Here is a 24,854-nt window from a genome sequence, read left to right as displayed (position 1 = left end):
CATGACAACAACGCTGACCGGTGTGCCGACGCTGCGCACCAATCTGGCCGAATACGCGGTGACGAAGGCGCTGCGCGACGGGCGCGTGCGCTCGGAGCAGGTGACGCTGGACTTTTGCGGCCCCACGCCCGCGCACAATGGCTTCAAGGCCATGGTGCGCGAAAGCCGGTTCGATGCGGGTGAACTGGCCATCGTCACCTTCCTGCAGGCCAAGGCCTACGGCAAGCCTTATGTCTTGCTGCCCGCGCCGATTTCGGGGCGTTTCCAGCATCATTGCGCCGGCTTCAATATCGATTTTGGTCACCTCGATCCTAAGGATATCGAAGGAAAGAGGGTGGGCGTGCGCACCTACACTCAGACCACGGCGCTGTGGATTCGCGGCATTTTGCGCCACGAATACGGCGTCGATCTGGACAAGGTCACCTGGATGACGTTGGGTGACGGTCACCTCGCCGAGTACAGTGACCCGCAGAACTGCCAGCGCCTGCCTGCCGGATCGTCGATTCCAGAGATGATGCTCAAGGGCGAACTGGCCGCCGCGCTGCTCGGCGAAGACATGCCGAAGGACGAACGCGTGCGCACCTTGGTGCCGCACGCCCATGCGGCGGCGAAGGACTGGTTTGCACGCACGGGTGTGGTGCCGATCAATCATATGTTCGCGGTGCACGAGAGTCTGTCCAGGGAACGTCCCGATTTGGTGCGCGAGCTGTATCGCATGATCAAGGAGAGCCGCGAACTGGCCGATGGCGTCCCGGCGATCTTTCCGCCGATCGGCCTGGAAGCGAACCGCAAGGGGCTGCAACTGGCGATCGACTGGGCGTTCGACCAAAAGATCATCGCGCGCCGTCTGAGTGTCGACGAACTGTTCGACGATGTGACGGGCAGCCTGGGCTAAGCGGGCTTGTGCAGGCACCGCACCAACAAAAAAGACAAGGGCGGAAGCCTTCATGAGTCGAATCAACCCTTCGCCCACGGTATCGATCGACGCTCGGGCGGGCATGACACCGTTATTGCGGCATGCTCCGCTTATGCGCTTTCTGGGCGCGCGCATCGGTTCCATCACGGCGCAACAGATGCTGATGCTGGCGATCAGCTGGCATATGTACGAGCTGACGTCGAGCGCCTGGTATCTGGGGCTCGTCGGCCTGTTTCAGTTCATGCCGGGTCTCGCCACCACGCTGGTAGCGGGGCATTGCGCCGATCGTCTGCATCGCGGCCGCATGGTCGCGGTGTGTCTCGCGGTGCAGGCCGTGATTGCCGCCTTGCTGGCCGTTTCGACCGTCATGCACGCGGTGAGCCGCGATCTGCTGCTTAGCCTTTCGCTGGTGCTGGGCGCGATCCGGCCGTTCCAGATGTCGGGGCAGCAGGCGCTGCTGCCGATGCTGGTGCCGCAGGGCTTGCTGGCGCGCGCGATGGCGCTCAGTACGGTGGTGCAGCAGGTGTGCGTGATCGCGGGGCCGGCCGTGGGCGGCTTGCTGTTTGCCACCGGCATCGACGCGCTCTATGTCACGTGCGCCGCAATGTTTTGCGTGAGCGCTGTGTTGTATGCGCTCATTCCTTATGAGCACGTCGCGCAGCCGCGCGAACCGGTGACGGCTGCGACGATACTCGCCGGCTTGCGCTTCGTCTGGAACCATCCGCTGCTGCTGGGCGGCATTTCGCTCGACCTGTTCGGCGTGCTGTTCGGTGGGGCGACAGCGCTGTTGCCGGTCTACGCCAAGGAGATTCTGCATGTGGGGCCGCAAGGGCTGGGACTGTTGCGCTCCGCACCGGCCGTGGGCGCGCTGTGCGTTGGACTGATTTTGTCGCGGCGCGCGATTCGCAGTGGCGTGGGTCGCAAGCTGCTGATCGCCGTGGCGGTTTATGGCGCCGCTATCGCCGCATTCGGGCTGTCGCGCTCATTTGCCGTTTCGTTGCTGCTGCTGGCAATTTCCGGCGGCGCGGACACGATCAGTGTGATCGTGCGTCAAACGCTGATTCAACTGGAAACGCCGGATCGCATGCGTGGACGCGTGGCGGCGGTGAATACGCTTTTTATCGGCGCAAGCAATCAGCTGGGCGAATTCGAATCGGGCGTGACGGCGGCCGCGATGGGCGCAATTGGCTCGGTGGTGCTGGGCGGTTGCGCGACGATCGTGGTCAGTCTGGCGTGGAGCCGCCTGTTCAAACCGCTGGCGCAACGCGAAACGCTGCATTGAGTGTGTGCTTGGAGCGGCGGTGCGTCACGTTCGCCGCTCCGGAGACATCTATGAAAACCGATCGACAATCGCTTCGCTCCCTGGTCAACGACTGGTTCGGGCGCGCAGAAGCCTGCCGCGTCACGCGACCCTAGCGCACGAAGACCATGCCGTGGCATGCCGTCAAGGTCGAAGTCGCGCGCCGGTCCGGACCGCTGGCGATTATTTTCTTTCGACATGACGATGGCTCCTGGTGCGTTTATCCGCCGTCGACGGTGCGGCCCGCGATGAACTGGCTGTGCGGTCAATAGCGCAATACCTCGCCTCAAAAGCCATGCATTGCCACGCCAACCGCCACGATCAACAACACAGCAGTCGGCCAAAGTCTTTTTCTTTGCGCACGCCATTCAAGCAGCCGTTGCTGCGCTTCATGCCGTGTCACGCCTGATAGACGGAATGGCTGCCGGTCGATTTCGGCTTTCATGGCGCGAATATGCAAGCTCAGGCTGGCAAGCGATATGAGCGCAAACAACAGAACGGCTCCCATCGGATAAATGGCGACCCGCATCATTCACACTGTCCTGATCCGGAACCGGTGGCAGTTCGCTCGCCCGGTTGCCTGGGCAGCCAGGCGGCAGCGATACCCAGCAAGGGTAGCCAGGCGCACACAGCGTAGACGGCGGGAATCCCATAGCGATCGGCGGCGCGACCGAGCACCGCCGCGCCAATGCCGCCAAGTCCGAATGCAAAACCAAAAAATAATCCGGAGACCATACCAACGCGTCCCGGCATCAATTCCTGCGCATAGACCAGAATCGCGGAAAACGCAGACGACACGATGAAGCCAATCGCAATCAGCAGGATCGTCGTGACGGGCAGGCTCGCGTAAGGCAGTGCGAGCGTGAAGGGCGCGGCGCCCATGATCGAGAACCAGATCACGGTCTTGCGGCCGATCCGGTCGGCCAGCGGGCCGCCGACCAGCGTTCCCGCCGCCACGGCAGCCAGGAATATGAAGAGATGTAGTTGCGCCGCTTGCACGCCCAGCCCGAATTTCCCCTGCAAATAAAAGATCAGATAATTGCTGATGCTCACGGTGTAGAAGTATTTGGAGAACATCAGCAACATCAGGATCGCGATAACCGGCACCACCGTGCGCAGGTCGAACGCTGCCTTGCCGGTCGCGCTGCGTTTGCGCGCGCCGTGTTGCGCCATGTCCCGCCGATACCAGCGGCTCGCGTGCGAAAGCAGCAACATGGCCAGCACGGCGGCAAGCGCGAACCACGCAATGCCGTGTTGACCGCGAGGCACGATGAACAGCGCCGCGAGCAGTGGTCCAATTGCGCTACCCGTATTGCCGCCCACCTGAAAAATAGATTGTGCGAGGCCATGCCGCCCGCCCGAAGCCAGGCGCGCCACGCGTGAGGATTCGGGATGAAACACCGAAGAGCCGGTGCCCACCAGCATTGCCGCGCAAATCAAGCCGGGAAAGTTGCCGACACGCGACAGCAACAGCAGCCCGCACAGGCTGAAGATCATCGATACGGGCAGCGATCCGGGCTTGGGCGTGCGATCCGTGTAGTGGCCGATAAACGGCTGCAGCAAACTAGCGGTCAACTGATACGCTAGCGTCACCACCCCCAGTTCTCCAAACGACAGATGCAGGTCACCTTTGAAAAGCGGATAAGCCGCAATCATCAGGGACATGGATCATGTCGTTGAGCAGGTGCGAAGCGCTCATGACGCCGAGGATGCCGAACGCCGTCTGTCGCCCGGAGGGCGCAGGTCGCGACGATGCCGCGTTCGAGGTCAGGGTAGCTGCATTTTTCATGGTCTGGAGCCCGCTGCATGCGCTGGATGGGAAATCCAGTCTAGGGCTACACTACCGATCCGTCTCCCGCGAATAGTCAATCGATCGTCGGAAAAAGGACATGCCCAGGCTCAGCCCGCTCTCTCCGCACCCAGAGGATTCCCCTCGACGCGACCATCATCATCATCTTGCCGCGGTAAGCAGTCGTTCGGTCGATTTTCCCGCGGGCGAAGTCCGTCCCGCGCACCATCACGGCGTGGCGCAACTGATCTACGCGGTCGAAGGCGTGATGGTCGTGAGCAGCGAGGCGGGGCGGTGGATTGTGCCGCCTACACGCGCGATCTGGATGCCGGCCTTCACTTCACACACGATCCGCATGGTGAGCGCGGTGTCGATGCGTTCGCTCTATATCCAGCCGGAGGCCGCTAGCGGATTGCCCGCAGCCTGCGCGACGGTGGCGATTTCCGATCTGCTCAAGCAACTTATTGTCAGCGCGATGGAGATTGACGGCGATTATCTGACCGATTCGCGCGATGGCCGCTTGATGGGGCTGATACTCGACGAGTTGCGGGTTCTGCCCGTTCTGCCTTTGCATCTGCCCAATCCGCACCATCCGTATTTGCGGACGATCTGCAACGCGATCGCGGAAGCGCCCGACGACAACCGGACCCTGGCTCATTGGGCGGCAGTTATTGGCGTCGACATCAAGACGATTCAGCGTCTGTTCATGCGGGAAACTGGCTTGACGTTTGGTCAGTGGCGGCAGCAGGCCCGGCTTTTGATGGCGCTGGAGCGCCTGGCATCGGGCGCGCGTATCGTAGATATTGCGCTCGATATGGGCTACGACAGCCCCAGCGCGTTTTCCGCCATGTTTCGCAAGCAGTTGGGCGTGCCGCCGAGTGAATATTTTCGGGTGGTGGAGTAGAGGGGCTGTGGGGGGCGCTTCATTCGCAGCAAATAAACGCCCCCCAAACATTTCACGCCTCAACCGCCTCCTGCGAATTACCCCACTCGTCGCCGCCGAACAGCTTGCCGTCCGTCGTGGCGTTCACCGCCGCGTCTTAATCGAATTGCAATTAGCTTAACGTCTCGAACTAACGTGCCAATTACGGCGCGCTTGTATTGTGCGGAGGTTACGTCGCGAAATCCGTCTGCGACAGATCTGATCGCAGAGGTTTGAGTCGCGTGAGCGAAGCTGTGAGCCCGACGCCGTCAGCGTTGTTGGCGAGGGTCAGTTGCGCGCCGTGGCGTGCGGCGATACGCGCGGCGATGGATAGGCCAAGACCACTTCCGGTTCCTTGCAGCGCATTCGCCCGGTAAAACCTGTCAAATGCCCGATCGATGTGTTCTTCGGGAATGCCGGGTCCGTTATCGACTACCTGAATAGAGGTGTCGTCACCGTTGCGGAATAGCACCAGATCGACCTGGCCACCACTTGGCACGTAGCGGATTGCATTGTCTACCAGGTTGCCGATGAGCGTATGCAGGCCGTGAGGGTCGATGCGTGCCTCGAACGTGTCACGACCCGGGCAATCGGAATGCACGACGAGTCCAAGGTCGATCGATTTTTCCTCTGCGAGCAGAGAAAATTCGCCAATGATCGTCTCTGCGATCTTTCGCAGACTCGCAGGTTTGAGTTTCGCCGGCGTATCGGCGTCTTCGTGGGCAAGACTCAGCAGTTGGTGCACGAGGCGAACGAGACGGCTAAGGCGCACGCTGATTCGATCGAGAACATGCGTTTCACCACGCAATTCGCCCGAGCGAATCGTGCTCTGTACTTGCAGGCTGAGTGCCGCGAGTGGAGAGCGCAGTTCGTGGGCCGCGTCGGCAATGAAATTCTGCTGTGCCTGGGATGCGAGACGGAGTCTCGCAAGCAGATCGTTGAGTGCGTGGACGAGTGGGACGAGCTCGAGAGGCGTGTCCGCGTTGAGAACCAGCGGATGAAGCGCGGAAAGACTGCGCGTCGTGAGGTGGGTGGAAAGCTCGCGTATCGGCAGCAGGCCGCGCGCGACGACAAACAGAACGAGAGCGATCGACATGGGTACCAGCAGTGCCAACGGCCAGAGTGTGTGTAACGCCAGCTGGCGACCGAGGCTGTCGCGAATGCCGTAAGGCTGCGCTACCTGAACGAAAGCGTCCGGCCGCTGGAGGCCGAACACGCGCCAGGTTTCGTCGTTGTGCCGTAATACATTGAAACCTGTGCCGCCGCGTGGTAGTGAAACGACGTGTTGCGAGTGATAGGCTTCGCGGCCTTGATCGTCCCAGATCTGAATGAGAATTTCGTCGTCGTCGATTCCGCTATAGCCTTTGCCGCCGCGTTCCGCGTCTTCGATGCGCTGGGCTACACCCAGATTGGCGGGGATGGAGAGCGCGACTGCACGCAATTCGTAATCGAACAACTCGGCCGCCTCATGACGGGCGGTGCGAAAAATTCCGTAGGCGGCAATCAACGAAGCAATGGCGAAGCCGCATACGAGCCAGGTGAGCAGGCGGCGGCGGATCGAAGTCATGGAGCGGTTAGGGAGCACTAAAGAGAGGGCCGATATCGCGAATCAATAAGCGACGAGTATATCGGTGGTGTCGGCAAGCAGCACGGCAGGCATGCATGCACGCGCAATCGATCGACTCGTCATTGCAGAATGTCGAGCGGGATATCGGTCACGGGCAGCGAAGGCGCGAACGCATGCCGTGTGGTCTTATAGGGAAACACAGCCTTTTCACACAGGAGGCGCTGAAGAATGGCGTCTACATGGAACGGTATGCCGGTCTTCCATTCGGTTACCGACACTCTGGGGTCAAAATAGTCGAGCAGCACGCATGGCAGGTGACGAAGTCCGAGAATGGCTGCAGCAGTCAGGCGATGATTACCGTCCATGACAATCCCGGTTTCGCGACTCACGGGAATAGGGGTTGTCCATTTTCCTGATGTGCGAATCTCACACACTAGTTTGTCGACATTGGTGTGGTCGACCGCTTCGGATTGGACGAGAAACTCGATCGGCTTCACTGCGACGCAATAGGGATTCTGCTTCGGCATCTTATCTCCGGAGAGCGATTTCATTCATGGCATAAACGAGTGCGTCGATTTCTTCCTGCACGTTATAGGCGTGCACGGAAGCTCGTACGACCGATTTCAGGCCGCGTGCGCGCATGTCAAGCATCGTCGATGTGTCGGTCGAACAGGAAACGTTGATTCTGTCTGGCAGGCTTGCGAGCTTGCGCTTGATGTCGTCGGGATCGATGCCGTCGCAAGTGAACGTGACGATGCCGGATTGAATCGTGCCGACGTCCTGCAACCGCACGCCGTCGACGTCGCGCAACTGGGCACGAAGGGCGTGCGCGAGCATTTGAATCCTCGTCCAGATCGCATCCATGCCCATCGATAGCGCGTACTCGACCGCCGCGCCCATGCCGAGTTTGGCCGCGATGTTGCATTCCCAGTTCTCGAACCGTCGCGCATCGTTGCGGATCTCAAAGGAATCGGGGCCGTGTAGATGCGCGGCGTGCAAGTCGAGGAATGCTGGCTCCAGTTGCGAGCACAGGTTGCATTCGACATACAGGAAGCCCATGCCGCGCGGTCCGCGCAGGTATTTCCGGCTGGTTGCCGTGAGTGCATGACAGCCGATCTTCTGCACGTCGAGCGGTAGTTGTCCGATGCCCTGGCAGGCATCGAGCAGGAACCATGCGCCTGCCTGCCGGGCTTCGTTACCAATCGCCTCGACGGGTTGAACCGGGCCGCCATTCGTGCCGATGACAGGCAACGTGACGAGTTTCGCACGCGGATGCTGAAGCTTGCGTCGCAGATCTTCCATGCAGATCTGGCCGCCCGGATCGTTCTCCACGACGACGATCTCAATGCCCAGGCGCCGTTTCAGTTGCAGGTACGGAATATAGTTGCCTGCATATTCCGTTGTGGATGTCAAAACGATGTCGCCCAACTTGAGCGGCAGCGAATAGAACACCATGTCCCATGCGCGCGTGGCATTTTCGACGACGGCGATTTCGTCTGGCATCGCACCTATGAGTCGCGCAATCGACGCATAGACGTCTTCAAGCCGCGCTTCAGCAGCGGCGGCTGCCTCATAGCCGCCAATACGGGTTTCGCTTTGCAGATGCGCCATGACCGTATCGATCACGACATTCGGCATCAAGCTCGCACCAGCGTTGTTCAAATGAACGACGTCGGTGGTCCCGGGAGTGTCTGCTCGCAACTGTTCTACGTTCAGCATGGTGTGTCCCTCGCTTCTGTTGGCGCACGAATCGATGCGGGCCGCTCACGCACAAGCGTCAAAATGAGGGCGGTTGCCATGGCGTAGGCGACACCGACGAATACGTATGTGTAGCGAAGCCCCGCCGCATCCGTCAACCATCCGCCCAGGGCGATACCCAGAATGGATGCCAGTTGCGTCGTACTCTGCGCCACGCCGAGCACATAGCCTTGCTGCGAACCGCTGGCTGCCCGCGAAATCAGCGACATCAGCACAGGCGTGGTGGCGCCCAGCAACATCCCCCACAGGAAATGGATTGCGACGAACACTTCGACGCTTCGTGTGAGTGCCGCGCCAAGCGTCAGCGCACAGCAGCCCAACGCGATGCCGGTCATGCGCCGCAATGTTTCGGCAAGGCTACGCTGTTCAAAGAAACGTGCCCACAGCGCGGCCGATACGACAAACCCGAACGCCAGCATGCCGTAGCAGAAACCGACTACCCAGTTGCCGACGTTGAATGTCGTGCGGACGTAGAGCGAGAACGGCGTTTGCGTGAACATTCGGCTGATCAACAGCAGGCCGATTACGCCAAGAAGCCCGACGATCGGTGTCCCGCGCCACGGTGAGGCGCCGCGGTCGAGGGCTTGTTTTTCTGGTTGCACGCTTGCGTTTGGACGCGAAGAGCGGACATCAGGCAGAATCAATGCGACGGCAAGCGCACTGGCCAGACACAACACGCCAGCAACAATATTGATCCAGACGAAAGTCGAATGGTCGAGGATGACGCCACCGAAGACAGCGCCCACCAGGGAGCCGAGATTCGTCGAGACCTGCAGATACGCGAAGAGCCGTCCACGACGCAATGGATCGATAATGCCAACACCGTAAGTCTGCGCGGGAGCGATATAACCCGCGCATGCGCCTTGCAGGAAGCGCAGCGCGAGTATCGACCAGACATCGCTTGCCCACGCCAGCGCGAACTGGGTGAGCGAAAGGCCGATGAGCGCGCGGATCATCATCAGCTTATGTCCGGTGCGATCGCCTATGCGGCCCCAGAAAGCGCTGGTCAGCATGATGCCGAGCATCGGCCCGACGTAGACCGCGACGCCCGCAAAGCCAGATTCGAACGTCGAGTGGCTGAGTTCCTTGAGATGCAGCGGCCAGAACGGCCCGCTCATTTCCATCGCGCCCATCGATACGAGTTGAATCGCGAACAGCACGTGTATGAGGCGTGCCGCGCGCCCGGGCGCGACAGAGACATTCATCATGAGTTATTGCTCCTCGACCAGTTCAGGAAGCGGATTCGGCAGATCGTGCTGAAGACGATAATCTGCATACTTGAGGAGGTGCATTCGCAGAACCGAACGCGTTGGCCAGGGCTGTTCGAGGAACGCGTCGAGTTCGCGCGCCCATAACGTAGGCTCCACGCGAGATGAGAACGCATCGAATGCACGCGCGGTCTCTTCGCGAATGACACGCCAGAGTTGATCCGACGTCAGTGCGTATTCGCGCGTCAATGCCAGCGCGAGTTCGTGCAGATGACACACGAAGCAGGCGTCAAGTACGAAATCGCGAACAGGTTCGATATCCTGATCAAATACGGTTGGCAGAATCCCCGGGTGCGCGTATGGCTTCAATTCATAGCCGCGGGCGTTGAGCAGCGGCGCGTAGGTGCGTCCGTCGCCAAAATCGCGGATCAGCATTTTACGCGGCATGCCGATCTCGTCGAATAGCACCGAGGTATTTTGCTGGTGTGCTTCCAGCGCGATGCCATAGAGCAGATAGATGCCGATGACGGGATGCACGACAGCTCGAACATAGTTGCGGAACCAGGTTCCGACGGTCGATGTAGCCGCGGGTGTGCCCGACTGCATTTCAACGAGTTCGGTCACGAGCGGACGGCCGTCCACCGGCGAGGCCGTGAACAGTGCCGCCACTGTGACAGGCAGCAGCGCGTCCGTACGGTCCAGCGCTTCGGCGCTCGCGCGGAATGCCACGGATAGATGGCGTCCGGGCCGGTCCTCCTGATGCGCGGCGTGCCTGTAATGGAACGCCGCTTCTTCAGGAAAGGCTTCGAGCGTGCCGTCAAAACCTCGCTCATCGGCGAGGATGCGTTTCATGAGCCAGCTGATTCGCGGCCCCATATGAATCGACTTTGCCTGCAGTGTGCGCTGCTCGCTTGTGAGCCAGAGAGCGACCGGCAATTTGATGAACGGCACCGGCCCCGGCAGACGCGGCATCATCGTGCGGAACGACATGGTGGGCCAGGTTTCGATATCCGGGCCTTCGAGTAGCAGAATGCCTTCCTCCAGTTCAGCGGCATATTCATGGCGAACGAAGTGTTCGAGATGCCAGCTATGAATGGGCAGCGGCAGCCAGTCGTGCTCGTCGAGTCCCTGTTCGTTCAGGCCGTCGCGCCAACGCGTCCACACGTTGGGAAAGTTGGCGGCGAACCAGGTCTGCACGCTCTCTACATGGGGCATTCGCTCGATGTAGGCCATATCGCGGCGCAACGCGGCAACGCGCACATTGACAAGGGCGTTGAATTCCGGCGACAGCGCGGCGACTTCCTCAGCATCGAGATCGGGCTTGCTCTTCCACGTGGGATAGAACGGATGACCTTCGAGCGAGCCCCATTGGTCGAGTTCCACCGCGGCCTGACGCACGCTCAGATGTTTGCGCATGTAGCCCAGCAAGCCGCCTGATCCTGCCACGCGGATGCGCTCGCGCAGATCCGCGTTCCAGGCATCGCGATAGATGCGTGCGAGCGCGTCGTTGGCGATGCTATTGGCGATATCCGCTTTGAGACCCGCGACGCCGTCGTCGCCCGGCTTGAAGTCGAAAGAAGGGCGCAACGCATCGATCAACCGGTCCGGCTGATTGATGGTGGTGCGAGTACCGTCGGCATCGGCAAGAACCAGTTCGCCGTTATTGATGAATGTGTTCGCGGGCGCCGTTTCAAGATCGGTGAAAAGCAGCCGGGCATTGCGATTCGCTAACGCAAGCGACGCACCGCATCCATCGGCTGAAAATTCGAGAGCACGGGCATCGAGGATGCCTTCGGCAAAGAGGCAGCGCACGAGACGTCGCACCGCGTTGCGTCGCGCTGCATCTTCCGCGTCTTGCCGGCGTTCGGCGTAGAACGCGTGATTGGTCTGCAAAATGGAGAGATTGGATTTCATGAAACTCCGCCTTCAGGCTGGCCAGGATTCAGGAAAGTAGTCGAGTGCGGACCTGCGCAGGCCCTGCATATACGACACATTCCATTGAAAGACTTCTTCGATATGCGGCAGACGCACGTTGAGACGGCGGCCCATTTCCACGAGCAATGAAAGGCCAAACGCTACGTCCTCGTGAAAAGCGCGGTGTTCGCGATCGATGACGTAACCGTCGCGATGTGCTTCGTGCACGAGCGGCAACGCGATGGCGTCGTACGCCTGGTTCGTGCGTAGCACCGAGAGCATGGTGCGCGGATCGGCGATCTGCTCCTCGTACGCCTCGACGATTTCCTGTTTCAGCGGCTTGACCGATGAAAGGTCGATATCGAGGCGCTGTTCGAGCGCCTTGCAGAGCCGTTGATTCTCTTCGTCGCTGCGTTCGAGAAAATACGCGCCGAGTTCGGGGCAATCGGACCACCAGCAAAGCGATTGGGCGAACGTTGTTTCGTGCCATTGCCCGTAGGGTCCGATCAGTCCGTAAAGAACCGAACTGTGCATGATCGGATTGCCGGGCGTCAGCGTGATTTCAAGGTAGTCACCCAGCAATTCGACGCTCGCTTCATAGAGCCGGGACAGATGCCTGAGCAACGCCTCGCGCGCGCGCTTGCTTTCGCGCGAATGCGTCGCGGCGTAGAGGGCGCTTTTCGCGCCGCCCATTCTGACCGACACGCCTGGACACAGATCGGACGCAATGTGCGGAACGTCCTTCATGCCCCAGATGACCACGTTGTCGCGATTGGCAAACGTTTTCTCGGCAAGCCAGTCGAAGCCGCAAAATCCCGGAATCGCGCCCACATAGACCGGCTTGTGCGAGGGCAGGCTGGACGCGATCTGCTCCAGCAGTTGTGGCCGCACGTGCGCCGGAACAGTGACGATGACGATGTCTGCCTCGCGGCACGCTGCGCCGGGATCGCTTGTCACCGCGTCGAGTTGCGCCGAACAACGGGTTCCGTCGGGCAGGATGGCAGTCACGCCTTCGTCGTGCTGGTAGTTTTCCACCACGGCGGGATTGTTCGTGTAGAGCGTGACGTGCACGCCTGGCAGGCGAGCGAACAGCACCGCTGCGAGGTGCCCTGTGCGACCGCCGCCGCACACCACCACGTTGAGCTGGTCAACCGTTGCAGAGGCGCTCATGCGGCGTGGACCGCGTGCAGGCGCGGCACTTCACGCGGCGCTTCTTCGGCGTCTGCCTGGCCGAGCCAGCCGTCGAGGCGTTCCCAGACGCGCGGATCGAGAAGACTGCGCTCCTCGAGCCAGTTTTCGCTGAATACTGTATGCAGATATTTTTCGCCGCCATCTGCCACAGCCGCCACGACATTGCCGCGAATCACACCGCTATGAATGAATTCCAGCGCCTTGTAAATCACGCCGCCCGTCGAGCCACCCACGAGCAGGCCGGTGCGTCGCGCGATATAGCGAGCCGTTTCGAACGCATGGGAATCGGATACCTGCACACCCATGTCGATGCAGCTGTAATCCAGCACCAGTCCGACCGTGTCGCCGGCCGGTGTGCCAGTACCGGATTGATAGTAAGGATGACCTGGTTGTCCGAATACGATCGAGCCCTCCGGTTCGACAGCTATCGTTTTCGTTTGCGGATTGTGGACCTTGAGTCCGCGCGCGATGCCGGTCATCGAACCGCCCGTGCCGACGCATCCCACGTAGGCATCGATACCGCCAATTTCGCTGACGATTTCCCGCACGAATTCCGAATAGCCGCCCGCATTGGCTGCATTGTCCGACTGGTTCATGAACACCGCGGCCGAGATCTCGCTGGCCAGTGCCGCAGCCATGCGTTGCCGCTCGACCACGGCGACCTCGTCCTCGCGATAGTGGCCTTCCACATAGCGGATTTCCGCGCCCAGCGCCTGCATGACGGCGATTTTGTCGGGCGCCGCGTGGTGGTCGACCACCGCGATAAACCGCAGGCCGAATTCGACCGCAGCTATCGCCAGTCCAATGCCCGTATTGCCCGACGACGATTCGACCACCACGCCGCCCGGACTCAATCGACCGGATTTCAGCGCAGCCACGATCATATTGCGGGCCATGCGATCCTTGATACTGCCGCCAGGATTGTTCTTTTCGACTTTCAAGAGCAGGCGTGCGTGCTTACCGGGCACATCGAGACAAAGAATCGGCGTGTTGCCAATCAGGTCAGTGACTTTATTCAAAATCATGGCGTTCCTCCATTCGATCGTCGGGTGAGAAAGTCATCTGGCCGCGCGCGTCGAACATCGCCGCGATGCGACGTGGCATGGGATGACGATGAAACTCGTTTTCGAGCAGATCCATCTGGTAACCCGCCGTATTGGCGTAGACCAGCAGATCGCCCGCATGCGGATACACGGAAAACTCAATCAGGCGATTGGAAATGACGTCTTCGTCCAGGCAGCTATGACCGGCGACCCAGGCGCGCACCGGCCTGGATTGGCGTCTTGGCGCATCGGAAAGCGGCACATGCTGCGGATCGATCAGGAATTCGGAGCCGAACCAGGTTTCGCAGGCGCTGAAGCTGCTGCCTTCGGCGAAAATCACGGCTTCATTATCCGCAAGCGATTTGACACGAGTGACACGAAACACGGAAAGCGCAGCCTGGTCGGCGAGACTGCGCCCTGGTTCGATGGCCAGCGTGAGTTGCTGGGACTTCAGATAACCCGCAACCGATAAGCCGTTGATACAGGGCGAGGCAAGCAGGCGATCGAGCCATGTGGCCGCATCGATTGCGCCGCCATAGGGATAAAAGGAGCGGGGGACCGACGCATTGCGATAGTGCGTCGGGTTCTGCCCTTCGAGGCAGGCGCGATAGTGCTCCTGATCGACATAGCGAACCGGCAGGCCGCCGCCGATATCGATCATGGCTGGATTCAATCCCATTTCACGTGCGGCTTCGACTAACGGTACGAGTTGTGTGAGCGCCGCCACCCGAAGTTCGTGACGATAGCCTGCGAGATGAAAGTGGAAACCCTCAAACGAAATTTTATTTTTTAGGTATACTAAACGTTTGAGTAAATAAAAAAGCTGGGCCTGCTCCAGACCAAACCGGCTTGCCCGCGAATCGGCCGGTTTATACCGAAGCAGAACACGTACAGGTTGCTCCGGTTGTACTTCGCGAGCAATAGCTTCGATGTCGTCCAGTTCCTCGACGGAATCGACGGAAATCAGCGCTCGATTGGCCACGAGCGCCATGTGAAAGACGCGGGTTTTTGCCGGTCCGGTTGCGCAGAGACTGCGTGGTTCGATACCGGCATGCAGCGCGTCGCGCATCTCGTAGATGCTCGACACGTCCACGCCGACACCCGCATCGACCGCGGCCCGAACGAGGGCCGGCGATTTGTTGACCTTGGCGCCATAGAAGATTTCGTGCGTTACGCCATGACGGCGGAAGACCGTCCGAAGACGCTCGACGTTCCCGGCGAGCGCCTGAGGCACGACCACGTTGAGCGGCGAGCCATATTGCTGTGTCAAGGCTGCCAGCGAGGTCTGCGGATCCTGCAGCAAACGGCGCAGTTCCTCGCCGAGCAACGGCGCAAGCGTTAAGGGCGGCGACAGGCAGGCATCGTTGGGGGTGGTCAATTCGAGCAGCACATCACTTTGCATTCTTATCTCCGCCAGAGGTTCAAAATCAGAAGTCCACGCTCGCCGATGCGAACACCGTACGCGGCGCACCGAGCGAGATCGTTCCGTACGAGGCTACGCCCGACCAGTAATTGCGATTGAAGACGTTGAGCAGGCCAGCGCGGAACGTAGTCGATTTTCCGTAAATCGGCGTGGTGTAGCGTGCGCCGATATCGACGGTCGTCCATGAGGGCACAGACTGCTTGTTGGCCTGGTCGAAGTATTCCTGGCCAGTAAAATTGATGCCACCGGTGAGCGTCAGACCGTGCACCCATGGCAGGTCCCACTCGGTGCCCAGGTTGGCCATCCAGCGCGGCACGCCAACGGGGCGATTGCCCACGGTCGAAGCGCTGTTCGTTTTCGTGAGTTCCGCATCGATATAGGTCACGCCGCCAAGCAGACGGACGCCCTTCAGCGGCTCACCTGCGAACGTCAATTCGAGGCCCTGATTGCGCTGCTCGCTATCGACTGCGTAGACGGTGCCATACAGTTGGCCGCTCGGCTTCGTGATACGGAACGCGGCCAGCGTGGCCATGACGCTCTGATAATCCAGCTTGACGCCGAATTCTTCCTGCTTCGCCTTGTAAGGGGCGAACACCTGGCCCGCATTCGATGCCGTTGTCGGTGCGATATCGCCGCGGCTCAGGCCTTCGACGTAATTGGCGTAAAGCGACACATATTGAGCAGGCTTGAACACGATGCCCACCAGCGGCGTCACCGCGCCCTTATCGTATGAGGACGACTTCGCACCAGTGCTCGTGTTGAAGTTATCCGATTCAATCTGCTGCTGGCGCAGACCGGCGGTCAATTGCACGCGGTCGTTAAGGACGCTGAGCGTATCGGCCAGCGCCACGCCATAAAGTTGCGACGAAGATACTTTCGGCACACGCGACGGCGAGGCGATGTCCTGCTCCGGGCTTGCAATCGGCGAATAGATATTCGAAAGAATGGCCGAGCCGGAATTGCTGCCATTGGCAATGCGATCGCGGTAGATGCTGGCCATCAAAGTCACCTGATGCGAAACCGGCCCGGTGTCGAAGTGGGCGCGGGCACCCGTATCAGCGCTCCAGCGATTGACCTGGAACTTCCAGTTCTGCGGTGTGGAGCGGGTGTCGCCGGCCGCGTTGAGGATGGTCGGCGTCTGGTCGGACAGACGCGAGACGTCCGTCTTTGCGGTGCCCGCATCGGCGAAGATCGTGACATTGCGGCTGGCGTCGTATTCGGTGTGCAGCAGTACCGACTGATCTAGCGATTTCCACCAGCCCCACGACTGAGTGACATTGCGCGCGCCATCGGGTGCGGACGGCACAGCCAGCCCGGAGGTCAGCAAGAAGGGGCGCGTCGGTGCGTCCACCCATTGGTACTGCGTGATGAAATCGAGCGTCGCGCGAAGGCGCTCGCCCTGATAGTCGAGCGAGAGCGCTCCCACTTCCGAGCGCGAATGCTGATTGTCGAGCGGCGTGCTGCCTTGACGATGCAGCCCGTTGAAGCGGATACCAAACTGGCGATCATTACCGAAACGCCGACTCAGATCGACATGTTCGCCGAACTGCGCATCCGACGTGTAATCGACGCCCACGCGTGTGAGATCTTGCGACAACGGCCGTTTCGGCACTACGTTGACGACACCGCCAACGCCGCTATTGGGCGACATACCGTAGAGCAGGGCGGCCGGTCCCTTCACAACTTCCACGCGCTCCACGTACTCGGGGAAGACATGATAATTCGGCACGACACCATACACGCCGTCGAACGCAAATTCGCTGACATTGCCTTCGTTAATCGGAAAGCCTCGGATGTAAAACGAATCCGTCACGCCGCCGGTCTGCCCGGTGAAACGAATCGACGGATCTTTGTTGAGCACGTCGGCCAGCGTCTGTGCCTGCTGGTCCTGCATGCGCTTCGATGTGTAGCTGCTCACGCTGAATGGCGTGTCCATCACGTTCTTGTTACCGAGTAAGCCCACACGGCCACCCGTGGCAACCTGACCGCCCGCGTAAGCGGTGGGGAGTTCGTCGGCAGTCGCCTTCGCGTTCACTTTCACCGCTGGCAATGCTTTCGACTGGTCCGGGCTGGACGAATCAGTTTGCCCCGATAGCTGCGCATACGTAGTAGTACTAAACGAAAAACTACAAGCAGTTGCGAGGGCAATCTGGAGGGCCGAAACCAGCGGCTTGTATGCCCAGGTGTGCTGTGATTGCGCGGCGCTGCGGGAAAACTGTTGCGATTGACGCGATTGACGAACCCGAAGTGACATGATCGTAAGTCTATGTTTTTGTTAATGAATTATTGCGATGACGGTGCCTTTCAATTTGTTAACGATAGCGCGAATGAGAACTGTTCGCAATACATATGAGGAAAAAGATGCTCGCGACATCGATTTCAATGGCGCCGTCGACTACTCCGTTGTTTTTTTTTGAATGAGCACTTCCTTAAGCGTTTCTTAAGGAAGTTGAGCGAATACACGGAAGGAGGCCGATGCGCCAGACATCGGCGCATGGAAGTTTCACTGCCAGGTTGCTTTCAGGGTGGATTGAGTTGCAGTGCGCTTGCCTTGCGGGTCTCATGAAAGTCGACGGCTCCGTCTGCTTCAATCAACATAACGCGGCAGCCTTTTGCGACGCGATTGAATCTCAGCGTCATGCCGTGCATTGCGGCGACTGCATTCGACAGGCTTAGCCCAAGTCCGTTTCCGGGAGTATGTCTACTGGTCTCGCCGCGATAAAAGCGCTGCAACACAGCTTGATGCTCGTTTTCGGGGATGCCGGGGCCATCGTCGTGAACAGAAAATTGAATGCGGCCTTCAAGGCGGACCAGGCTGACCACAATCCACCCTCCTGTTGGCGTAAATTTGATGGCATTCTCGATGAGATTGGCCAGCGCTTCGAACAATAGATTTGGGTCTCCTTTCAGGTGAAAATCACAATTGCCTTCGATTTCGCATCGGTATGTAAGACGCTTTTCTTCCGCGGATGCCTCGTAGTATTCGTACACGTCACTGACGATCGCGGCCATATCGACCGGCACAAACGATTCGCGGCGCACACCGCTCTCGATTTCCGAGATTCGAAGCAGCGCGTTGAAGGTGTGAAGCATGTCCGTGGCGTCGATGAGGGTTTCGTTCAGCGCCTGACGATAGTCGTCAACCGTCCGGTCACGCCGCTGCACCCGCTCGAGCCCGGCAATCATCGTCGTTAGCGGCGTACGCAGGTCGTGTGCGATCGCATCGCAGACGCCTTTTACTTCGTTCATCAGTCTCTCGATTTCGTCGAGCATTCCGTTGACCACTCGTACCAGACTCTCGAGGTCGTCGTGGCGTCGATGCGTCGGCAAACGCTGCGAGAGGTCTCCGTCGACGATTTGCCTGATTGAAGCGGTGACGGCATCTAGGCGACGAAGTGAACTCAGTCCGATTAACGCCGCACCGACGAGGCCAATTGCGAGGGCGATAGCCGCGCCTATCAACAGCACCTTGACGAGGCCGCTGTTGAAACTGTTCAGCTCGCGCGCGTTCTGGCATCGCATCGCGATATGGTTGCCCGGCAGATTCGCAGCAATACAGCGCGCGGTTTGATTGATGGGTTCCTGCTGCAAACGGATTGTGAATGGCTCTCCCACGGAGGCAATATCATGAGGCAGCCTGGTCAAGGAGCCAGCGATATATTGACCGTCGTTCTTGAAGAGGCCGTTTGGGCGCTGCTGGTCCGGGTCGCTTTGAGCCAGTACATTGAAGAGAGCGGACAGTCTCGCTGGTGAACTGCGCTGCATGGCAACGTATTCGCGACCTAGCCAGTCATCCACCCGCTTAGTCTCGAAACCGGTAATCGAAAAATACAGATAGGCGAACAGTGGCACCGAGATGCCGCCAAAGATGCCGAGGAATAGCACCGAAAGCCGAAAGCTCGTGGTACGTCGAAGGTCAATCAGGCGCACGAAGGACATAACCAGATCCGCGAACGGTATGAATGATGGGCGCCGTTGCCGTCGGGTCGAGTTTCTTTCTCAGGCGACTGATATGCACATCGATAACATTGGTGCGCTCGCCTACGCGGTAATTCCAGACCGCTTCAAACAGCATCGTGCGGCTGACCACTTGTCCTTCGCGACGGATCATATACTCGAGAATCCGGTACTCGCGCGGTAGTAGTTCGACTTCCTTTCCTGCATACCACACAGTGCGGCTGACCAGGTCGACATGCAGTTGGCCGATGCGACACGTCGGTTCCTGGATAGAGGTCTGCGCGCGGCGAACCAAAGAATCGAGCCGGGCAGTCAGCTCGATATATTCGAATGGCTTAACGAGGTAGTCGTCACCGCCGGCGCGCAATCCCTTCACGCGCTCGTCAACTGTCGATAGTGCGCTGAGAATCAACACGGGCGTTGTCGATGCCGCGTCGCGAAGTGCGCCCAGCACCTCGAGGCCATCCATCCCGCCTGGTAGCATCCGGTCGAGAATGATCGCGTCAAGGCTGCGCGAAGTTGCGCACGCGAGTCCTTCCGCGCCCGTCGTCGCGGTTTCGACCATATATCCGTGATCCTCCAGCGCGGCCTTGATTTCGTGGAGTGTTTTCGCGTCGTCTTCGACGACGAGTATTGTTGGCATGGCGAAATCTCGTCAAAAATTCGGCGGGACAGCCCTCAAAACGTCCCCCGAACATTAAATAAAGTTCATTAAACGCGGTTCATCTCATTGATTTTGCGAGGGAATTGCCAAATCTGAATTTTTAAAGTATAAATACGAACCATTCTCATTTTAGCAGCGAGCAGACCTCCGTGACAGTCAGCAGAGCTGTTCACTGCTGAAATTCAGCCAGAGTGGTGTGTTGTCGTGCAAGTGTGCCCACGTTGTCAGATAGGGCGATTAGTAATCCTATTTACTCCGTGTGGGCCTCAATTGCAGGGAATCGACCGGACAGTGGCACTTTCAGTCGTGCACACTTCAGGCTGAACCGCTAGCCTCGGTGATTTTCGCTTTGGTGCAAGCGTGCAACGACGTTTCCACGGCTTGCCTGTTTTAATTTTCTCTGTGTCGGCCAATTCGAACGCAAGACGTTCGATGGCGCAGCTTTGCTCGTTATTTTCTCCTTCTCCGCTATGAATCGATCTTCTCGCCAGGTCCGTCGCGCCTCTTCGGCGCGGCAACGCTCCACGTTGAAACGACGCCGGTCTATCGCCGTTGCGCTGTCTGTGGTCGTCTATGGCGGGTTCGCCGATGGTCGCGCGTTCGGAAACGAACTGGTTGCCGCTCCAAGCACGTCCGCGTCGGCGTCCAGCGTGACGAATGCGACGGCAGATGGGGCCACGCTGGCGCCCATTCTGGTCAAGACCGCGAAGGAGTCGGCAGCCAGCCCTTACGCGCCGAAAACCGTTCAGACGGGCCAATACCGCGGACTCGACGCGCTCGATGTTCCTGCAACCGTGAGCGTCGTCACGAGCGATGTGCTGAAAGCGCAAGCCGCAACGGGTTTGTACGACGCGTTGCGCAATGTTGCGGGCGTCACGCGCCAGCAGCTGAGCGGTATTTCGTATGACCAGCTTTCCATTCGCGGCATTGCGCTGGACAACCGTCAAAGCTATTACCTCGACGGCGTGCTGCCCATCGACAACAACATCTGGATGCCGATGGAGGATAAGGAGCGGGTCGAAGTGCTGAAGGGGGCTTCGGCGTTGTACTACGGCTTCGCGGTGCCGGCCGGGATCGTCAACATGGTGATGAAGCGCGCGGGCGACACGCCGGTGACGTCGGTGTCGACGCTGGTCGATTCGCATGGTTCGGTCGGCGCGCACGTCGATATTGCGCGGCGCTTCGGTGCGGACAAGCAGTTCGGTATTCGCGTCAATGCGATGGCCGAACATGTCGAGACGCCTATCAGTGGCGACCGCGGCTATCGTATGTTCGAGAGCGTCGCGCTCGACTGGAAACCGACGAATCGATTGACGCTCAAATACGACCTCGAGCACATCGATCAGCGTGTGGTCGAGCAGGCCGGTATTACGCCGCTCACTGCCGTCAACGGCGTCATTACGTTGCCCTCGCTGCCAGACGCGTCGAAATTGCTGGTGCCGAACGACAAGCCCACCACATCGACCGCAATTGCACAGATTCTGCGCGCCGACTATCTGATCAACGACAACTGGAGCGCCAATGTGTCGATTGGTCAATCGATCACGCAACGCAATCGATGGCTCTGGATTTTCCAGAAGTACAACGTCGATACGGGAACCGGCCAGGTTCAGGGCAGCCAGCAGAATGGTCAGTTCTACGAGAACAAGAATGTGCGTGCAGAAATCAATGGCCTGTTCGATACGGGGCCTGTCACGCACGACGTCACGTTCGGCGTCAACGAAAACTGGCTATTCCAGCCTGATTTCACGACTTACTATTACACGGCGACGCAGAATCTGTATGAGCCGCTCAGTATTACGAGTTTGACGCCAGGTTCGTCGAAGGCCTTTTACGCGCAGCACATCAGTAACCAGGGTGCCTACCTTTTCGACCGCATCGGCTTGACGACGCATCTCGACTTCACGGCGGGCGTGCGGTATTCGTCGTATCACGCTACGCAAGCGAAAACGGTCACGCAGGATGTGAACCACACGTCGCCGTCGGCGAGCATCGTGTACAAGCTCACGCCGAAAACGAGCGTCTACGCGAGCTATATCGAAGGGCTTGAGTCTGCGGGCACTGCGCCCGCGACGGCCACAAACGCGTATCAGATTCTGCCGGCGGCGGTGAGCAAACAAGTGGAGGTTGGCCTGAGGCATCGCTTCAATAACGGTGCCCTGGCGTCGATCGCTGCGTTCCAGATTCGGCAACCGTCTGCAAGCACGGATGCTGACGGCGTCTACGCCCTGAACGGTGTGGGTCGCTATCGAGGTATCGAGTTTTCGTATCAGGGCGACATCACGCGCGATCTCTCGATAGTCACGACCGGCATGTGGCTCGATGCGACGCTCGTCGACAGCACTGATTCCACCACGCTCGGCAAGCGCCCGGAAAACACACCGCGTTACACCGGCAGCGTATTTCTGAATTATCGCGTGCCGCATCTTTATGGCTTTTCGATCAACGGCGGCGCGTATTTCGTAGGCCAGCGTCCGATCAACGACGCGAATCAGGCCTATATCCCCGGCTACACGCTGTTCTCCGCAGGTGCTCGCTACGAGACGAGTCTGTTTGGACGCAACGCCACGTTTCAGTTGAATGTCGAGAATGCGTTCAACAAACACTACTGGGCGTCGGCGGGATCGAGCCAATTGGGCATTGGGCTCGAACGGACCATCTCGTTGACCTCGACAATCGATTTCTGATAGGAGAACAACCATGGGTATGAATCTGTCATTGCGTTCGCGCGTCGCAACGTCGCGAGGCCCGCTACTGCGGGTGGCCTCGTTGCTGGCTGCGTTGCTCGCGTTAAATGGTGCAGGCACTGCTGCCGCGGCGGCGCCTCGCGAAGCGGGGCCGGGTGCCGACGCAGTCACGATCGGCAAGAACGTGCTGTACGTTACCCGGCTCAATCATCGCGACCGGGAAGAAGACGACAAGGTGATCGCGCATCTGGAGCAACGCGGAATGGTCGTCAAACTCGTCGACGAGGATGCGCCGGTTTCGGCTGCGAAAGGCGAAGACCTGGTCATCATCTCGTCGGTAGTCAGCGCGCGTGATATGGTCGGGACGCCGTTTCGCGACGTCCCTGTCCCACTCTTGACGTGGGAATCGGATCTGTTCGATTCGCTGCGCTTCACCGGTCAGAAAAAGGGCGAGGACTTCGGAGAGGTCGCGAAAGAGCACTACGTGAACGTTGTCAATGCACCGAGTTCGCTCGCGGGCGGCGTGCCGGCCGGAAAGCGCTGGGTCTATCCGCGAGACGACGAAATGGGGTGGGGCAAGCCTGGGCCGGGCGCGACAACCATTGCGACCATCGCTGGCGAACCGACCCATGCCGTGGTTTTCGCTTACGAGAAGGGGGCGACTATGGACTACGATTTCATCGCGCCCGCGCGTCGTGTCGCGCTGTTTCTCGGCAACCGTTCGTTTGAAAAGCTCAGCGCGGATGGCAACGCGCTTTTCGACGCAGCCGTGAATTGGGCGATTCGCGAACCAGGTGGCGAGCGTTGCAAGTAGTCAGCCAGGTACAAGCGAGTAGCCCGGACTTTCCTGCGGCATGTCGTACGACGGTAGCTCAGGCCAATAGCACATAAATCGCAATGAGTTGCCGCGTTGCTGAAAAGCGTATCGAGGCGCTGCCTCGATACGCGTAGCCTGCCCCGCATCAACGGACTAACGAAATACCCTGACGCAACCGCTCGTGCAGGTCGCGTCGCCTGCAGCAACAGGCACAAAAAACGTGTGGTCGTCAGCGGCAATCGAATGCGCCGCTTTGCCCGTCGGTATATTGCCCAGCCAGCGCCTGCTGTGTGCGTCGACTAATCCCATCACTGGGCCGCCGGGGTTGGCGACGGCAGCCAGACCATATCGCCCGGAGCTGGCGTCATACCAGACTTCATCGGAACCGCCGACCTGGTCAAGCGAAGCAGTGACGGTGCCAGTGCGCGAATCGATCAGCAGCGACTTAGTCGGAAATCCGGCTTCGACAGCATCGTTACTGCACCCGACCAGGATTTGGCCATCCGGACCCGCTGCCAGTCCTGCGGGCATGCAGCGCGCGACGTGAATTATGCGCTCCAGCTTCGCGCTGCGCGGATCGATCACGGCGATGCCCCCGTCATCCTTGTGTCCGTCGAGTACTGGTACCGCAAGCAACAGCTTTCTGGTCGCCGAATCCCAGACGGGCTGCTCGATGCCGTCCGTGGCGTGGGGCAGCACGAGTCTAGCCCTCACATCGTAGGGCGCTCGCGCTGAAATCAGCGTGACGAAAGGGGGATCATCAGCGTTGTTGGCGGCGGCAATCAACTGCTCCTGCGGATCGTAAGCCAGCTCGTCGACACGCTTGCTGCCGCCGGTCGAGACCGTCGCCAGAGTCTTTTTCGACGCGATATCGATGACCTTGATATCGCTATTTCCGTCTCCTGCCCAAATCTTCTTGCCGACGATGACGATGCCATTCGGCCCGGAGATATCGGTCGCCTTCTCACCGGTAAAGCCCGTCAGCCGCCCTTCGAAGCGAAGCGTGTGAGTATCGAACAGATCGACGGACGCATTCGAGCGATCCGCGAGCGCATAGAGACCGTGGCTGGCAAAGCCAATATCGAAGCTCGCAAGCGGGGCGCCGGGAATGGCTAGCGTTTTCTCGGGCTGAGGAGTGGTTGCTTGAGCCGAAATGCCGATGAGCAAACAGACTGTTGCAACAAGACTGCGTTGAATGATGGCCATGTGCAGGGAGTTGGGGGACAAACGAATGGACGAGCGATGTATTGGATAGCGGCGTCTCATGATCGAAGCAGCACGCACTGTGTAAGCGGACATCACGATAACAATGCAACTATTAAGAGAAACTTAGTTACAGGGCACATAAAAGTGAATTTATAATTGTAAAAATAGCCTACTAATTCGACAACATTCAGTTCGCCGTTTCTGATCGTTCGACATGATCTTCAGTTCAATCTGTAACGAGTTGTGCAATAGGGAATATTTAAATAAGTCATGGATTCATGGCCTTTTCTTAAGGTTCGCCTAAGCAAGCTCATGAGTGAAATGTGCTGGCTCTGTGTCGAGGATTATTCTTTGAAGCGAATTACCCATGTTTCACGGTTTTGAAATATTCCGCGCCTATCGTGCCGACGCTGTAATTGTCACGAAATGAATGGAGTCGTCATGAAAAACCGGATTCTTGTTGTTGCCGCCTGTGCACTGTTCGCTTCGCTC

General features: G+C 59.2%; 18 protein-coding genes and 1 pseudogene. 5 read left to right on the top strand and 14 right to left on the bottom strand.

The window, feature by feature from the left end; translation table 11 throughout:
• The first annotated feature begins 1 nt into the window (after position 1).
• Together U5A67_RS36525 and U5A67_RS36520 are read left to right on the top strand one after the other, a co-directional pair.
• Positions 2 to 895: a phosphate ABC transporter substrate-binding protein gene (locus U5A67_RS36525; protein ID WP_321818145.1), complete on the top strand. Its 894-nt coding sequence runs from the start codon at positions 2 to 4 to the stop codon at positions 893 to 895.
• A 103-nt stretch (positions 896 to 998) separates the two neighbouring features.
• On the top strand, positions 999 to 2,198 hold the full coding sequence (locus tag U5A67_RS36520) for an MFS transporter (protein WP_321818209.1): 1,200 nt from the start codon (positions 999 to 1,001) through the stop codon (positions 2,196 to 2,198).
• Between the two features lie 304 nt (positions 2,199 to 2,502).
• Here the strand turns inward: U5A67_RS36520 and U5A67_RS36515 are convergent, their stop codons facing one another.
• A complete protein-coding gene (locus tag U5A67_RS36515) occupies positions 2,503 to 2,748 on the bottom strand; it encodes a hypothetical protein (protein WP_321818144.1) in 246 nt (81 codons plus the stop codon).
• Positions 2,745 to 4,005 (bottom strand): annotated as a pseudogene (locus U5A67_RS36510) (MFS transporter). The gene U5A67_RS36515 and the pseudogene U5A67_RS36510 overlap by 4 nt, the downstream one beginning before the upstream one ends.
• Positions 4,006 to 4,105: 100 nt before the next feature.
• On the opposite strand from U5A67_RS36510, the gene U5A67_RS36505 reads away from it, so the two are divergent.
• Positions 4,106 to 4,909, top strand: coding sequence for an AraC family transcriptional regulator (locus U5A67_RS36505; protein ID WP_321818143.1), 804 nt, complete (start codon positions 4,106 to 4,108; stop codon positions 4,907 to 4,909).
• A gap of 208 nt (positions 4,910 to 5,117) precedes the next feature.
• Here U5A67_RS36505 and U5A67_RS36500 read toward each other — a convergent pair whose 3' ends face one another.
• The 11 genes from U5A67_RS36500 to U5A67_RS36450 all read right to left on the bottom strand — a co-directional run bounded on the left by U5A67_RS36500 (position 5,118) and on the right by U5A67_RS36450 (position 19,631).
• The gene (locus U5A67_RS36500; RefSeq protein WP_321818142.1) at positions 5,118 to 6,494 is read right to left on the bottom strand and encodes an ATP-binding protein; all 1,377 of its coding nucleotides are present in this window, start codon (positions 6,492 to 6,494) and stop codon (positions 5,118 to 5,120) included.
• A 119-nt stretch (positions 6,495 to 6,613) separates the two neighbouring features.
• Positions 6,614 to 7,021, bottom strand: a complete 408-nt coding sequence (locus tag U5A67_RS36495; protein ID WP_321818141.1) for a ParB N-terminal domain-containing protein — start codon at positions 7,019 to 7,021, stop codon at positions 6,614 to 6,616.
• A 1-nt stretch (position 7,022) separates the two neighbouring features.
• On the bottom strand, positions 7,023 to 8,213 hold the full coding sequence (locus tag U5A67_RS36490) for an aminotransferase class V-fold PLP-dependent enzyme (protein ID WP_321818140.1): 1,191 nt from the start codon (positions 8,211 to 8,213) through the stop codon (positions 7,023 to 7,025).
• A complete protein-coding gene (locus U5A67_RS36485) occupies positions 8,207 to 9,460 on the bottom strand; it encodes an MFS transporter (RefSeq protein ID WP_321818139.1) in 1,254 nt (417 codons plus the stop codon). The genes U5A67_RS36490 and U5A67_RS36485 overlap by 7 nt, the downstream gene beginning before the upstream one ends.
• 3 nt (positions 9,461 to 9,463) lie before the next feature.
• On the bottom strand, positions 9,464 to 11,374 hold the full coding sequence (locus U5A67_RS36480) for an IucA/IucC family protein (protein ID WP_321818138.1): 1,911 nt from the start codon (positions 11,372 to 11,374) through the stop codon (positions 9,464 to 9,466).
• Between the two features lie 12 nt (positions 11,375 to 11,386).
• On the bottom strand, positions 11,387 to 12,544 hold the full coding sequence (locus tag U5A67_RS36475) for an NAD/NADP-dependent octopine/nopaline dehydrogenase family protein (protein WP_321818137.1): 1,158 nt from the start codon (positions 12,542 to 12,544) through the stop codon (positions 11,387 to 11,389).
• Positions 12,541 to 13,590 (bottom strand): cysteine synthase family protein, encoded by a 1,050-nt coding sequence (locus U5A67_RS36470; RefSeq protein ID WP_321818136.1) that lies wholly within the window; start codon positions 13,588 to 13,590, stop codon positions 12,541 to 12,543. The genes U5A67_RS36475 and U5A67_RS36470 overlap by 4 nt, the downstream gene beginning before the upstream one ends.
• The gene (locus tag U5A67_RS36465) at positions 13,577 to 15,010 is read right to left on the bottom strand and encodes a Y4yA family PLP-dependent enzyme (RefSeq protein WP_321818135.1); all 1,434 of its coding nucleotides are present in this window, start codon (positions 15,008 to 15,010) and stop codon (positions 13,577 to 13,579) included. The genes U5A67_RS36470 and U5A67_RS36465 overlap by 14 nt, the downstream gene beginning before the upstream one ends.
• A gap of 25 nt (positions 15,011 to 15,035) precedes the next feature.
• Positions 15,036 to 17,285, bottom strand: coding sequence for a TonB-dependent siderophore receptor (locus tag U5A67_RS36460; RefSeq protein ID WP_321818134.1), 2,250 nt, complete (start codon positions 17,283 to 17,285; stop codon positions 15,036 to 15,038).
• A 266-nt stretch (positions 17,286 to 17,551) separates the two neighbouring features.
• Positions 17,552 to 18,970 (bottom strand): sensor histidine kinase, encoded by a 1,419-nt coding sequence (locus tag U5A67_RS36455; protein ID WP_321818133.1) that lies wholly within the window; start codon positions 18,968 to 18,970, stop codon positions 17,552 to 17,554.
• Positions 18,948 to 19,631 carry a response regulator transcription factor gene (locus U5A67_RS36450; protein WP_321818132.1) on the bottom strand — a complete coding sequence of 228 codons (684 nt, stop codon included), beginning with the start codon at positions 19,629 to 19,631 and terminating at the stop codon, positions 18,948 to 18,950. Before U5A67_RS36450 ends, U5A67_RS36455 begins: the two co-directional genes overlap by 23 nt.
• A gap of 671 nt (positions 19,632 to 20,302) precedes the next feature.
• On the opposite strand from U5A67_RS36450, the gene U5A67_RS36445 reads away from it, so the two are divergent.
• Positions 20,303 to 22,339: a TonB-dependent siderophore receptor gene (locus U5A67_RS36445; RefSeq protein WP_321818131.1), complete on the top strand. Its 2,037-nt coding sequence runs from the start codon at positions 20,303 to 20,305 to the stop codon at positions 22,337 to 22,339.
• Between the two features lie 73 nt (positions 22,340 to 22,412).
• The gene (locus U5A67_RS36440) at positions 22,413 to 23,153 is read left to right on the top strand and encodes a hypothetical protein (RefSeq protein WP_321818130.1); all 741 of its coding nucleotides are present in this window, start codon (positions 22,413 to 22,415) and stop codon (positions 23,151 to 23,153) included.
• A gap of 156 nt (positions 23,154 to 23,309) precedes the next feature.
• On the opposite strand, the gene U5A67_RS36435 is transcribed toward U5A67_RS36440, so the two are convergent.
• A complete protein-coding gene (locus U5A67_RS36435) occupies positions 23,310 to 24,362 on the bottom strand; it encodes a cytochrome C nitrite reductase (protein WP_321818129.1) in 1,053 nt (350 codons plus the stop codon).
• Positions 24,363 to 24,854: the final 492 nt, after the last annotated feature.

This window comes from Paraburkholderia sp. J69-1, from assembly GCF_905220255.1.
Taxonomy (GTDB): domain Bacteria; phylum Pseudomonadota; class Gammaproteobacteria; order Burkholderiales; family Burkholderiaceae; genus Paraburkholderia.
This window is presented reverse-complemented; position numbering and strand designations above follow the sequence as displayed.

Excerpts from the sequence above, each read along its gene's own strand:
- U5A67_RS36525 (WP_321818145.1), top strand. The coding sequence starts at position 2 with ATGACAACAACGCTGACCGGTGTGCCGACGCTGCGCACCAATCTGGCC.
- U5A67_RS36520 (WP_321818209.1), top strand. The coding sequence starts at position 999 with ATGACACCGTTATTGCGGCATGCTCCGCTTATGCGCTTTCTGGGCGCG.
- U5A67_RS36515 (WP_321818144.1), bottom strand. The coding sequence starts at position 2,748 with ATGATGCGGGTCGCCATTTATCCGATGGGAGCCGTTCTGTTGTTTGCG.
- U5A67_RS36505 (WP_321818143.1), top strand. The coding sequence starts at position 4,106 with ATGCCCAGGCTCAGCCCGCTCTCTCCGCACCCAGAGGATTCCCCTCGA.
- U5A67_RS36500 (WP_321818142.1), bottom strand. The coding sequence starts at position 6,494 with ATGACTTCGATCCGCCGCCGCCTGCTCACCTGGCTCGTATGCGGCTTC.
- U5A67_RS36495 (WP_321818141.1), bottom strand. The coding sequence starts at position 7,021 with ATGCCGAAGCAGAATCCCTATTGCGTCGCAGTGAAGCCGATCGAGTTT.
- U5A67_RS36490 (WP_321818140.1), bottom strand. The coding sequence starts at position 8,213 with ATGCTGAACGTAGAACAGTTGCGAGCAGACACTCCCGGGACCACCGAC.
- U5A67_RS36485 (WP_321818139.1), bottom strand. The coding sequence starts at position 9,460 with ATGATGAATGTCTCTGTCGCGCCCGGGCGCGCGGCACGCCTCATACAC.
- U5A67_RS36480 (WP_321818138.1), bottom strand. The coding sequence starts at position 11,374 with ATGAAATCCAATCTCTCCATTTTGCAGACCAATCACGCGTTCTACGCC.
- U5A67_RS36475 (WP_321818137.1), bottom strand. The coding sequence starts at position 12,544 with ATGAGCGCCTCTGCAACGGTTGACCAGCTCAACGTGGTGGTGTGCGGC.
- U5A67_RS36470 (WP_321818136.1), bottom strand. The coding sequence starts at position 13,590 with ATGATTTTGAATAAAGTCACTGACCTGATTGGCAACACGCCGATTCTT.
- U5A67_RS36465 (WP_321818135.1), bottom strand. The coding sequence starts at position 15,010 with ATGCAAAGTGATGTGCTGCTCGAATTGACCACCCCCAACGATGCCTGC.
- U5A67_RS36460 (WP_321818134.1), bottom strand. The coding sequence starts at position 17,285 with ATGTCACTTCGGGTTCGTCAATCGCGTCAATCGCAACAGTTTTCCCGC.
- U5A67_RS36455 (WP_321818133.1), bottom strand. The coding sequence starts at position 18,970 with ATGTCCTTCGTGCGCCTGATTGACCTTCGACGTACCACGAGCTTTCGG.
- U5A67_RS36450 (WP_321818132.1), bottom strand. The coding sequence starts at position 19,631 with ATGCCAACAATACTCGTCGTCGAAGACGACGCGAAAACACTCCACGAA.
- U5A67_RS36435 (WP_321818129.1), bottom strand. The coding sequence starts at position 24,362 with ATGGCCATCATTCAACGCAGTCTTGTTGCAACAGTCTGTTTGCTCATC.